Here is a 12,127-nt window from a genome sequence, read left to right as displayed (position 1 = left end):
AGGTGGCTGGAGATATGGATAACAGAATACTGAAAGGTCTGGCAGGCGCATTCCTCTGCGCCTTCCTGCTTCTCGGGGCCGCGGCCCCTGCAGCCTCCGCACTGGAGATGACCGAGGCGCCGCTCAACCCGGAGTATGTCAAATATCTTGAGGAAAAAGAGGCACCGGCCGACCGCATGATGATGTCGGCCGCCGCCTCCATCGAAGAAGGCGAGAGCACAGACGATATCTGCGGCGAGATACCTTCGCCGGTGACGGTCGCCTGGCCCGAGGGCAGTGAGGTGCAGACCACCTCGGCCTTCAGGCCCGCACCCTCGGAGAGCCGTTTTGACCTCCGTGACGAAGGGCGAGTCGGGTCGGTGAAGGACCAGGGAGAGTGCGGCAGCTGCTGGGCGTTTGCGGCCCTCGGCTCCCTGGAGTCCACCCTTCTCCCCGAGGAGACCTGGGACTTCTCCGAGAACAACCTGAAAAACACCCACGGCCTGGACTATACCCACGACGAAGGCGGAAACGCCTACATGGCAACCGCCTACTTCTCCCGCTGGTCGGGCCCGGTGAACGAGTCGGACGATCCATACAGCGAGGTCTCCGGCGTCTCCCCTGAGGGGCTTACCGTCCAGAAGCATGTCCAGGACGTGGATTTCTTCCCCGCGCGGACAGACCGCTCCAATGTCACCCTGATCAAGCAGGCTGTCAAGGAGTACGGCGGCGTGTATTCCTCGATGTACTGGTCGAACGGTTTTTACAACGAGGAATATGCCAGTTATTATGATCCCTGGCTCGTCGGCGACGGTCATGCCGTCCTGATCGTCGGCTGGGACGACACCTACAGCAAGGAGAACTTCACCTTCACCCCGCCGGGCGACGGTGCGTTCATCGTGAGGAACTCGTGGAACGCCGACTGGGGCGACGACGGCTACTTCTACCAGTCGTACTATGACGCCGACCGCGGCTGCAAGGCGGTCTTCACGGCAGAGGATACGGACAACTACCGGGACGTCTACCTCCACGACCCCCTGGGCTGGACCGCTGCGGTCGGTCTCGGGAGCGAGACGGCGTACGCCGCCAACGTCTTCACCGCCACGTCGGGCAACAGCCTGGGCGCGGTCGGATTTTTCACGACGGCACCGAACGCCGCCTACGAGATCTCGGTCTACCTTGACCCGGCAGACGGCCCCATCTCAGCCGACGGTCCGGTGACGACAATCTCCGGCACCCAGGTCCTGCCCGGTTACCACACCTTCCCACTTGCGGCGCCCGTGCCCCTGAGGCCCGGCCAGAGATTCTCGGTGGTCGTCAAACTCACGACGCCCGACTACTACCAGCCCCTCGCGGTCGAGAAACCGATCGCAGATTTCTCGATGAGCGCAAAGGCGGCGGCCGGCGAGAGTTATATCAGTGCCGACGGCGTCGCGTGGGAAGACCTCACCACCCAGATGCCGGACACAAATGTCTGCCTGAAGGCCTACACCGTCTACGAGGAGCCGAGACTCTCTTTCAGCACCGAACACTCGTCTCTGAATGCAGGTGAGGAGACCGAGGTCGTCATCACCATGAACCGCGCCCCCTGGGGTCTTGCCGGGTATGAGATGGACGTCTCGGTCGCCGACCCGGAGGTCGCCACGGTCACCGGCGCCTCCTTCCCCGACTGGGCGAGGTTCAACCTTTCCCGTGAGACCGACGGCGGCGTCATGATGCGGGCCGTCGACCTCGACGACACTGTCCGTGCAGGCGACACGAACGTCGTGCTCGGCACGGTCAGGGTGAAAGGCCTCCTGGGCGGAACTTCGAACCTCAGGATCGCCGTGCGGCAGGTCGACGGCGACGACGGTTGCCTGGTCACCACCAGGTCAAACACGAGCAGCGTCGCGGTCAGCCCGTCTGGCACGGATAAACAGGGAATAAAGGCCTCCCTGGACGTGCCCGGGTGCACCGTCACCGGGCAGAATGTCTCGGTGAACGCGTCCGGCCGGACGTCAGTCTCCGACGACGGGAAGAGGATCCGGGTCGCGGGAGACACCTTCAACCTGACCTTCATCACGCCGGGCGACGCCGTCGAGGAAAACGGCACCATCACCGGCACCATCCAGGGGATCATCCTGGAGACACGGGCTGTCTCGGTCGTTTCAGAGGGCGCCGGTGAAGTTTCGGCAGGCGTCAGCGCGGAACTTTCCAGTCTGCCAGCAGGAGCGGCAATCTCCACGGTCCTCGGGAACAATGCATCTGCAGAGACCATGAGCGCCTTCCAGCAGGGTGCCGCGGAGAACAGACTGCAGATCGACGCTCTTGCCGCGTCCCTTGAAGTCAGGACGACCAACCTTACGGACGGGAGCGAGATCAGGAATGCCACGGTGACGATGAGTGTCCCGGCCGCATGGGTGGATGCCTGCGGCGGCGTCGCAAACATCAGAGTCGTGCGCATCGGCGACGACGGTAGCACCAGCATCCTCCTGCCCGAAGAGGTCCGGAGAGAGGGCGAGAGGGTGGTCCTCAGGTTCGAGTCGCCCGACGGTTTCTGCACCTTCGGCCTCGCGGCAGTCTCGGTGCTGCCCGACCCGACAGCGGAACCCACCACCACGACGCCCGCCCTGGTCTCCTCGCACAGCAGCGGCGGCGGTCACTCCGAGGCGGCGGTCGGTGCGGCAGGCGGACTGCATGCCGAGGAGAACGTCACCCTGACGATGCGTGACACGCCGTTCACGGCGGTCACCCTCCGGGCGAAGGGCGAGATCGACAGACTCATGGTCGGAGTGGAGAAGGCCACACGCCCGTCGGCGGCCGACGCTCCCGATGGCGCAGTCTATGCCTATGTGGAGGCGACTCTCTATCACGCGACCGACGACATGCTCTCCGGCGAGACGATCGCCTTCGCCGTGCCGTCGGCATGGCTGGAGGCGCACGCCTGCACGGCCGGCGACGTCAGACTTCTCAGGTACGTCGACGGCGCATGGCAGTCCCTCACGACCGTGGTCACCGATGAAAAGGACGGCATGGCCCACTTCGAGGCCGGGACCGACGGTCTCTCCCTCTTTGCCATCGCGGCAGCGGGCGGCACGCCCGCAACCCCGACACCGGTCGTGACCTCGGCCAGCGCCGGGTCGGCCGTTGCGACGCCGGCAGAAACCGGAACAGAAACGGTCCCGCCGACGACACAGCAGTCGCCTCTGCCCCTCTGGACCGCGGCCCTCGCAATCGGCGCCGCATTCCTCAGGGCAGGGAGACGCTGAACCACCTCTCCCTTTTTTTCTGCCCGGGAATATTCCTGTGCCGAGGAGCACGTCCCCCGGACATGGGATAGGGAGGGACGGCAAATCTATTCTTCAGGATTTCCTGTTCTGTCTTCCCCGGTCCAGATTGTGGGGAAGGCAGGAAGACTCCACGCACGCCCCGAGATCAAGGAGCAGACAGCAACCCCACTCTGCGTGAGCCGCCAGATCTCGAAAAAAGGGCTCTGTAGAAACCCTTGCGGGAAAGTACTTCCTGAAGTGATAGGGGAAAAATTCTGTTCAGAAGTGCCTGGTCCGGGGGGCTGCCGCTCCCCATACCCCCTGCCATTACGATAGGGGCAGGGATGGCCGCCTCCTCCAGGACTCCGACCCTTTCTTCCCGGGACCAATCCTGAGCAGGGGTCCGGGGGCTGCGACCGAAGGGAGCATGAGAAGACCATCAGGTCTTCGAGTGTAGTCCCCCGGAGAACGGGAAGGGGAAGGCAGAGGATCAGCACGCACTATCAACCGATGGAGGAGGATTTCTACAGATCTCGAAAAAAGAAAATTATTCCCTGACCACCGGCGACGCTGTCTCGTCGAAGGGGTTCGTCCGCATCGCGAGAGAGAAGAGGTACGGGTAGTTGGTCTTCAGGTACTGCATGTAGTCGAGCCACTGGGCGACGAGGAGGCCGTAGACACGGTTGACGTCGCCGGTGAGGTGCCTCAGGTCGGCCTCGGGCGTGTGCGCCAGGTCCTCCCGGCGTTCGAGTTCGTCGGTGAGGTGAAAGACCGCCCTCAGCACCCCGGTGAACGTCTCGTGCTCCAGGAGCACCGGGTTTTCGAGGAGTCGCAGGAGGAAGTTCCTCTTTGCCATCAGGAACGACCGCAGGGCGACGAGTTCGTCCCTGTCTGCCGCGGCCGACCAGGAGTACGTCTCCAGGCGGGCCCGCACCCGCGCGAAGTCCTCGTCTGACCAGTCGTTCCCGACGATCAGGTCCTGCCTCACCGTGTCCAGGTCGGGGTCGCGGTCCGAGAGACGGATCAGAAGGGCGGTCCCGACCTCGGAGAAGAAGGTCCCGATGACCATGTTCATCTTCTCCAGTTTCTCCCTTTTCGACCGGATCGTGAGGAGTTGATTCAGGATGAGGGTCACGAGCAGGACATTGAGGGGGAGGAAGCCGAGGGCGTTGAAGACATAGTAGTAGGTATTCTCGACATTGCCAAGGACGTAGAACTTCGCCGCATAGACGACGACGCTCACGGCAACCAGAAAGAGGCCGAGTTTTGCCTCCCAGTTCAGGCGTACCATCGCACATTCACCTGTGTACTACAGGCGCACGGGAGCAAAAAAATCTGCGAAGACGCACAGAAGAGAAAAAAAGGTATCGGGCCGGTGCGGAAAAACCGGTTCAGACCCAGCCGCGGAGCTTCATCGCGTCGACGACGCGCTTCATCGCGAGGGTGTACGCGGCCTCGCGGAGAGAGATGGAGTGTTCCTGTGCAACGGCGTAGACCTCGTGGTAGGCCTTCGTCATCTTCCGCTCAAGGCGAGCGCGGACACTCTCCTCGTCCCAGCGGTCGAGAGAGAAGTTCTGGACCATCTCGAAGTACGAGACCGTCACACCGCCGGAGTTGCAGAGGAAGTCCGGGATGACCGGGATCTTCTTTGCGAAGAGGATCGCGTCGGCTTCCGGAGAGACAGGGCCGTTCGCGAGTTCGGCGACGATCTTTGCCCCGACCTTGTCGGCGTTGGAGGCGTTGATCGCGTTCTCCAGGGCGGCCGGGACAAGGATGTCGACCTTGAGCTCAAGGAGTTCTTCGTTGGTGATGTTCTTCGCACCGGGGAAGTCCCTGACCGAGCCGGTCTTCTGCTTGTAGGCGACGAGGGTCGGGATGTCGAGGCCGTTCTCGTTGTAGACGCCGCCGTGGCTGTCGCTCACCGCAACGATGGTGCAGCCGAAGGATTTGCCGAGGGTCGCAGCGTGGGAACCGGCATTGCCGAAGCCCTGGACGGCGATCTTTGCCTTCGCAAGATCGATGTTGTTGTCCTTTGCCGCTTCCCTGATGACGAACCAGCCGCCGCGGGCTGTGGCGTCGCCGCGGCCCTCAGAGCCGCCGAGGACGACCGGCTTGCCGGTGATGACGCCGCAGGCATTGTGGCCGACGAGGGTGCAGTACTCGTCCATCATCCAGGCCATGATCTGGGGGGTGGTGTAGACGTCAGGGGCCGGGACGTCGCAGTCGGGACCGATGACCTTGTAGATCGCGCGGATATAGGCGCGGCTGAGCCTCTCGAGTTCGCCGGCGGAGAGTTCCTTGGGGTTGCAGATGACGCCGCCCTTGCCGCCGCCGAGGGGGAGGTCGAGGAGGGAGCACTTCCAGGTCATGAGGGCCGCAAGGGACCGGATCGTGTCGATCGTCTCGCCGGGGTGGAACCTGATGCCGCCCTTCGTGGGGCCGAGGGCGTTGTTGTACTGGACACGGTAGCCCTGGAAGACCTTGAAAGAGCCGTCGTCCATCCTGACCGGGAATGCCACGTGGATCTCCCGCATCGGGGTCTTGAGGTACTCCTCGACGTTCTGGGGGAGGTGCAGGTATTCTGAGCAGGCACTGATCTGCTGCTTCACCATCTCAAACGGGTTGTCATTGGTCATTGCATTCACCAATATTCCAGATAAGATTGCATGCGATCGGTTTTATACGTGTCGAATCACATAAAAAATATTTCTTTGGAAATACAAAAAAATAGGCCAGAATATATCTATCTAGTGGAAATTAACAGGTATCTTCGGGAGAAGATCGAAGGGGGAAGGAAATTTCCTACCTGCGCATCGTCCCGGCCCTGCCACCCCGGTGCCGGGGACGGGCACAGTGAGTCCCGGAAAAAGAGAAGGATACCGGCTACTCTCCGGCCGGGGGCTCCCCGCCGAGCATCAGCGAACCGAATATGATCTTCTCAAGGACCTGCGCCACGTACTTCATCCGTTGCGTCCCCTCCATGTCCTCGTACCGGTGGACATCGGCATAGACCTGAAGACGGAGGAGGGCAAAGCGGAGGCTGTCGAGGTCGACATCGGAAAAACCGGCGGTCTCGGCATAGATCGGCTCGATGAGGTCGGGAAAAGAGGTTATGTCCTGGACCGCCGCAGCGATCCGGGTATAGATGCCGAGGGGCTTCCCATTCCCCTGGAGCACCCGGAGAAGATCCATTTACCCCTCAACGACCTTCACCAGGTTCTCCATCACGGCGTCGATTGCCTTCCAGGAGGGGGAATCGGCGTGCCTGTTGATGAAGGGCCTGCCTTCGTCGCCGGCCTTCCGCATCTCGATGTCGATGGGGATGGCGCCGAGGAAGGGGACACCGAGCTCTTCGGCAGCTTTCTTGCCGCCGCCCTTGCCGAAGATGTCGATCTCCTTCCCGCAGTCGGGACAGATGAGCCCGCTCATGTTCTCGATGATGCCGAGTACCGGGAGTTCGAGCTTCTCGACGAACTTCACCGCCTTCTTCGAGTCCATCGTCGAGACCTCCTGCGGGGTGGTGACGATGACGGCGCCGTCGACATTGGGGGCGAGCTGGATAATGGAGAGGGCCTCGTCGCCGGTCCCGGGCGGGAGGTCGACGACCAGGTAGTCGAGGGCGCCCCAGTTCACGTCTTCCAGGAACTGCTGGATCACGGACATCTTCATGGGCCCGCGCCAGATGACCGGGGTCTCGGCGTCAGGGAGGAGGAACTCCATCGAGACGACAGAGAGGTTGCCGGTGATCTGGACAGGCTCGATCTTGTTGCCCATGACATTCAGGTGCTGCCCCTCGGCGCCGACCATCTTCGGCACATTCGGGCCGTGGATGTCGAGGTCGAGGAGGCCGACAGTCTTGCCGTGGTTGGCGAGGGCGGAGGCGAGGTTGACGGAGACGGTCGTCTTGCCGACGCCGCCCTTGCCTGAGAGGACCAGGATCACGTGCTTGACGTCGATCTTCGCCTTGGGAGGGAGGCCCTTCTGCGGGGAATCGCACCCTTCCTTCTGGGCGCTCGGGCATGAGGAGCAGTTGCCTGAGCAGTTTTCCTGCTGAACTTCTTTATCTGCCATGAGATTATCTCCCAGATTGGTGTGCTCTTAACACTTCTATAAGTATCTGTGTGCTCGCCCGTTAAAGGCTTTAGATACCGGCAAAAGGCCGTTCCCGGAGAACCGGCAGGGAAAGGAGAGGCCCGCGGCCAGGGAAAAAGATCGGCAGGGTACATTTATCTGATCCCGGCGTCCCCTGAGGGGTGGAGGGACCATGAAAGGATATGCCGACAGACTGCTGGAGGTCGACCTGACTGCCGGGACGTGTACGCCGGTGCCGTACCCCGACGACCTGAAGAGAGACTATCTCGGGGGAAGGGGCCTCGGGGTCCATATCCTCTCCGACGGGATAGACGCCTCCACCGGTCCCCTGGGCCCGGAGAACATCCTGGTCTTCGCCACCGGACCCCTTACGGGCACGGGCGTCCCTCTCGGGTCGCGCTTCGACGTGGTGACGCGCTCGCCCCTGAACGGGACGCTGACGAGTGCGAACTCGGGCGGGTTCTTCGGGAAGGAACTGAAGAGGGCCGGGTTCGACGCGGTCGTCGTCAGGGGGAAGGCAGAAAAGCCCGTCTATCTCTGGGTCCACGACGGCGAGGCCGAGATCAGGGACGCCTCAGGCCACTGGGGCCTGCGGGTCGGGGAGACGGTCCACGCGATCGAGGCCGAGACAGACGGCCCGAAGACCGAGGTGCTCTGCATCGGGCCTGCCGGCGAGAGATTGAGCCTCATCTCCTCGATCATGAACGAGACCTACAGGTCGGCGGGACGGGGCGGCGTCGGGGCGGTGATGGGGAGCAAGAACCTCAAGGCGGTCGCGGCCCGCGGCGAGGGGAAGATCGAGGTCGCCGACCAGGCGGCGCTCGACGAGACAAAGGTCGCCGCCCGCAGGAAACTCAGGGAGAACCCGGTGACAGGGAAGGGCCTGCCCGCCTACGGCACCGCTATTCTCGTCAACATCATCAACGAGCACCATATCCTGCCGACGAAGAACTTCCAGAGCGGGTACGACCCCGAAGCCTCCGCGGTCTCGGGTGAGGAACTCGCCGACCGCTACCTGAAGACGAAGAAGTGCTGCCACTCCTGCATCGTCTGCTGCGGGCGGCGGACAGAGATCGACGGGGTCGAAGGGGACGGCCCGGAGTACGAGACTCTCTGGGCCTTCGGGCCGGACATCGGCTGCCACGACCTCCCCATGACGATCCGGGCGAACAACCTCTGCAACGACCTCGGCCTCGACACCATCTCTGTCGGCGGCACGATCGCCGCGGCGATGGAGATGACGGAGAAGGGGTATTATGACGCGGGCATCAGCTTCGGAGAATGCGAGAAGGTCGTCCCCCTCATCGAGGAGATGGGCTATCGGCAGGGGGTGGGGGCCGACCTCGCCGACGGGAGTTATGCCTTCGCCGCCCGCCACGGCCACCCCGAACTCTCGATGTCGGTCAAGAGGCAGGAACTCCCGGCATACGACCCGCGGGGCCTCCAGGGCCACGGCCTGGCGTACGCCACCTCGGTCCGCGGCGGCGACCATGTCTACGCCTACCTGATCTCGCCCGAGGTGCTCGGCCTGCCCATGCAACTCGACCCCTTCGCAGACGAGGGGAAGGCGGAGTGGACGAAGGCCTTCCAGGACCTCACCGCGGCGATCGACTCCTCGGGGATCTGCCTCTTCTCCTCCTTCGCCCTCGGGGCCGACGACTATGCCGCCCTAGTCCGCGGGGTGACGGGCATGGCCGTGACAGCCGCGGACCTGATGCGGATAGGTGAACGGATCTGGAACCTCCAGCAGGTCTTCAACCTGCAGGCCGGGTACACGAAGGCCGACGACACCCTGCCCCCCCGTCTCCTCACCGAACCCCTGCAGGACGGGGCGCCGGCAGGGCGGGTCTGGGAGAGGGAGCCCCTCCTCTCGGAGTATTACCGCTTACGGGGCTGGGACGAGGACGGTGTCCCGACGCCGGAAAAACTGAAAGAACTCGGGATCAACGTGTCTCTCCCGCGGGCCGGGAAAAAAGAAAGAACACCGTACTCCCTGCCGGCCCGGTGAGGGGCGGTTCAGACCGCCTCCCCGGAGACGGTGTCGATTGCGGGAGAATAGGGTTTGATGTCCAGGAGCAGACTGCCGTCGAGGGCGTCCAGGCCGCGGACCCTGAGGGTCAGGCCCTCGACCGCGACGAGGTCGACGAGACAGAGGGCGATGGGGTTTGGCCTATTCGGCGACCGGGTCGAGAAGACGCCGAGTTCCCGCTCCGTCCCCGGCGGCGTCGCCGTCAGGGCCGACCTGTCGGCGCGGTCGAGCCAGTACAGCACGATCAGGTGACGGTGTTTCCCGATATCGGAAAGGGCCGGGGCGTACGCGGGGAAGACCTCGATCTCGCTCACCACATCGGAGAGACGCCCCTGCCGCGGGGCGTCGCCGGGCGTTGTGTACGGCGATCTGATCACCCCGATGGGCACGAGGTCCATCATTCCTCCTCCTCCAGCGCGAGGAGGCAGACCTCCCGGTGGCCGCACCCCCGGCACCGCCCCGGGGCATTGTGGTTCCGCCTGACCTGGGCGCCGTCCAGGCACCGCCGCATCTCGGCCACGGTCGAGAGCACCTGCTCTCTCAGGTCGTCGGTGAACTCGATCCTGTGCTGTTTCCCCTCGCCATAGACCAGGATGCCGTACGGCACGCGCACGCCGTAGTGCTCCTCGACAAGGAGGCAGTACGCGGCGAGCTGAAGGATGTGGTTCCAGTACGGCTTTCTCGCCCGCCCGCTCTTCACCTCGACCGGGACATAGGCGCCGGTCATCTCGTCCCGCAGCACATAGTCCGGCCTCCCCGAGATCCGGTGGGTCTCCGAGAAGAAGGTCCCGGTTTCCTTGTCGAGGTCGGTGTACAGGAGTTCGCCCTCGGGGATCCCGAATTTATCTCTCATTGGCTGAACGGAGTAGTGCCTCCTGATCGCGAAGATGAAGAACGCAAGCGCACCGAGGAGGAGGAGGATCAAAACCTCGCCCAGATAGATGTTCACTGCAACCACCTGAGGAGGATGATCAGGGCGAGGGCGAGCAGGGCATAGCCGAGGATGGTCAGGAGCCAGAACTCCCGCCGCGCTTTTTCAACGGCAAAGAGTTTTTTTCCGACCTCGGCGTGTTTCTGCATCCCCCGCTCGCTCGACGCGGAGGTGGTGTTCCGGCCGTTCCGGCCGAACTGCCAGGAGAGAGCACAGTACGTGAACTCGGCGATCTCGGCCGCGGAGATCACCTGCGGGGCGTCCCTGTCGCCCGTCAGGCTCCCCTCCGGTCGAGTTCTTCGTTGCAGAGGCGGTCGGCCTGCGCGATAAAAGGGTTGGTCCGGCGGACGGAGACGAAACGGACCGACCTGAACCTGCCGACCAGGGCGAGCACGCGGGCCTTCAGGTCCCTGAGGTGCTCCTTGTTCACCCTGTATTCGCCGGTCATCTGCCTGACCACGAGTTCGCTGTCCGAATGGACGGACAGGTCGCCGTCCGTCCTCGCGGACGCCGCTTCGAGGGCGTGGATGATGGCGAGGTACTCGGCGGTGTTGTTCGTCGTGACACCGGCATAGGCCGAGCCTTCGAGGACGACGGCGCCGTCCGCGACGAGGAGGTAGGCATAGGCGGCATGACCGGGGTTGCCCCGCGCCGCCCCGTCCGTATAGATATCAAGCCCACCCTCGTCAGACATGGCTCTCCCAGTAGAGTTGGAAGGGACGCTACATATGGCTGATGGTTGTGGACAGGTCCGACCTCACCCCGCGGGATATATAGGAGGCGGGACAGAGGTCGGGTCATGACAGGAGAGCGGAGTCTGCACAGGATCGGCGTCGACCTCGGGTTCGTCGAGTTTCCCGTGCGGCACACCTGCGACGGCGCGGGGACGTCGCCGCGGCTCACGATCACCGGAGTGTCGACGCCGTCGGTCGCCCTGATCGTGCACAACCCCTACGAGCAGGGGTGTTCCTTCTCCCCCTGGCTCGCCTGGAACATCGAGCCCCTGCGCTACTCCGACGGGCGGGCGGTGGTCCCGGAGGGCGTCCCGCCGGAGAAGGTGGTGGAGGCACCGGTCGGCATGGTCCAGGGGACGAACAGTTATGGGAGGATCGGCTACCTGGGGCCGTGCCCGCCGCGGGGCGAGGCGCACAGGTATTATTTCCGGGTCTACGGCCTGGACACGCGCCTCGACCTCGCGCCCGGTTCCGACCAGCACGCCCTCGTCGCCGCCATGCAGGGGCACGCCCTCGAGTACGGCGAGATTTTCGCGATGTACAGGCGGCCCTGAGGGAGGTTCACCCGTCTTTCATGTCGATGCAGATGATATCGTAGCCCATCAGGGCTTCCTGCGCCGCAAAGAGGACGCCGGCGAGGACGAGCACCATCCCGACAAGGAAGGAGAGGATGGTGAGGACGGAGAGGCCGGGCAGGCCCTGGACGTCGGAGAGGCCGATCAGGAGGGAGGTGACGACGAAGGCCGCCACCGACGCCGAGTAAGAGAGGATGGCGTTCCTCTCGCGGCGCGCCCGCACCCGCAGTTCGGCGAGTTGCGCGCAGACGTTCTGCCGGTGCTCGGGGTCCCCGTCGCCGCACCTGAAAATCTTTCTTTTCTCCTCGTCGAGGAGGCGGATCCTGTTGAAGACAAGGGAGTACTTGTTGTTCATGCCGAGAATGAGGAGTCCGCACGCCGAGATCATGAGTCCCGGGGCGAGCATCGTCTGGATGATGTCTGCTGTCGTCATGTGATGCTCCGCACGTTGTCGTTGTGGCGTGCGGATCAGGGTTTCTCGTGAGGGGAAAAAAGGGCTCTGGAAGAGGAGGGAGATAGGGGTTTTCACGCTCGGGATA

The 12,127-nt window shown here is 63.6% G+C and carries 12 protein-coding genes; 3 read left to right on the top strand and 9 right to left on the bottom strand.

The genetic code is table 11. The features are described from left to right. The first annotated feature begins 14 nt into the window (after window positions 1-14). Window positions 15-3,227, top strand: a complete 3,213-nt coding sequence (locus MEFOE_RS04665) for a lectin like domain-containing protein (RefSeq protein ID WP_067049009.1) — start codon at window positions 15-17, stop codon at window positions 3,225-3,227. A gap of 547 nt (window positions 3,228-3,774) precedes the next feature. On the opposite strand, the gene MEFOE_RS04660 is transcribed toward MEFOE_RS04665, so the two are convergent. The 4 genes from MEFOE_RS04660 to MEFOE_RS04645 all read right to left on the bottom strand — a co-directional run bounded on the left by MEFOE_RS04660 (window position 3,775) and on the right by MEFOE_RS04645 (window position 7,298). Continuing rightward, window positions 3,775-4,518, bottom strand: a complete 744-nt coding sequence (locus tag MEFOE_RS04660; protein WP_067049007.1) for a hypothetical protein — start codon at window positions 4,516-4,518, stop codon at window positions 3,775-3,777. Between the two features lie 100 nt (window positions 4,519-4,618). Further along, window positions 4,619-5,863 (bottom strand): Glu/Leu/Phe/Val family dehydrogenase, encoded by a 1,245-nt coding sequence (locus MEFOE_RS04655; protein WP_067049004.1) that lies wholly within the window; start codon window positions 5,861-5,863, stop codon window positions 4,619-4,621. Between the two features lie 247 nt (window positions 5,864-6,110). Beyond that, window positions 6,111-6,419, bottom strand: coding sequence for a hypothetical protein (locus tag MEFOE_RS04650; protein WP_067049001.1), 309 nt, complete (start codon window positions 6,417-6,419; stop codon window positions 6,111-6,113). Continuing rightward, the gene (locus MEFOE_RS04645) at window positions 6,420-7,298 is read right to left on the bottom strand and encodes an Mrp/NBP35 family ATP-binding protein (protein ID WP_067048998.1); all 879 of its coding nucleotides are present in this window, start codon (window positions 7,296-7,298) and stop codon (window positions 6,420-6,422) included. A 193-nt stretch (window positions 7,299-7,491) separates the two neighbouring features. Here MEFOE_RS04645 and MEFOE_RS04640 point away from each other — a divergent pair, with 193 nt between their 5' ends. Further along, window positions 7,492-9,327: an aldehyde ferredoxin oxidoreductase family protein gene (locus MEFOE_RS04640; protein ID WP_067048995.1), complete on the top strand. Its 1,836-nt coding sequence runs from the start codon at window positions 7,492-7,494 to the stop codon at window positions 9,325-9,327. An 8-nt stretch (window positions 9,328-9,335) separates the two neighbouring features. Here MEFOE_RS04640 and tsaA read toward each other — a convergent pair whose 3' ends face one another. From tsaA to MEFOE_RS04620, 4 genes are read right to left on the bottom strand one after another with little or no spacing between them, the layout of a single operon-like run. After that, complete coding sequence (tsaA, locus tag MEFOE_RS04635) at window positions 9,336-9,749, bottom strand: tRNA (N6-threonylcarbamoyladenosine(37)-N6)-methyltransferase TrmO (RefSeq protein WP_235809560.1); 414 nt, start codon at window positions 9,747-9,749, stop codon at window positions 9,336-9,338. Further along, window positions 9,746-10,297 carry a CRISPR-associated protein Cas4 gene (gene cas4, locus MEFOE_RS04630; RefSeq protein WP_067048989.1) on the bottom strand — a complete coding sequence of 184 codons (552 nt, stop codon included), beginning with the start codon at window positions 10,295-10,297 and terminating at the stop codon, window positions 9,746-9,748. The genes tsaA and cas4 overlap by 4 nt, the downstream gene beginning before the upstream one ends. Next, window positions 10,294-10,530 (bottom strand): hypothetical protein, encoded by a 237-nt coding sequence (locus tag MEFOE_RS04625; RefSeq protein WP_067048986.1) that lies wholly within the window; start codon window positions 10,528-10,530, stop codon window positions 10,294-10,296. The genes cas4 and MEFOE_RS04625 overlap by 4 nt, the downstream gene beginning before the upstream one ends. Window positions 10,531-10,553: 23 nt before the next feature. Then, complete coding sequence (locus tag MEFOE_RS04620; protein ID WP_067048983.1) at window positions 10,554-10,973, bottom strand: ribonuclease HI family protein; 420 nt, start codon at window positions 10,971-10,973, stop codon at window positions 10,554-10,556. A gap of 105 nt (window positions 10,974-11,078) precedes the next feature. On the opposite strand from MEFOE_RS04620, the gene MEFOE_RS04615 reads away from it, so the two are divergent. Beyond that, a complete protein-coding gene (locus MEFOE_RS04615) occupies window positions 11,079-11,567 on the top strand; it encodes a YbhB/YbcL family Raf kinase inhibitor-like protein (RefSeq protein WP_067048980.1) in 489 nt (162 codons plus the stop codon). A 7-nt stretch (window positions 11,568-11,574) separates the two neighbouring features. Here MEFOE_RS04615 and MEFOE_RS04610 read toward each other — a convergent pair whose 3' ends face one another. After that, complete coding sequence (locus MEFOE_RS04610) at window positions 11,575-12,021, bottom strand: DUF2721 domain-containing protein (protein ID WP_201785177.1); 447 nt, start codon at window positions 12,019-12,021, stop codon at window positions 11,575-11,577. Window positions 12,022-12,127 lie beyond the last annotated feature (106 nt).

It is taken from the genome of Methanofollis ethanolicus, from assembly GCF_001571385.1.
Classification (GTDB): Archaea; Halobacteriota; Methanomicrobia; order Methanomicrobiales; family Methanofollaceae; genus Methanofollis; species Methanofollis ethanolicus.
Note: the sequence above shows the minus strand (reverse complement) of the source record. Positions and strands in the feature narration are given on the sequence as shown.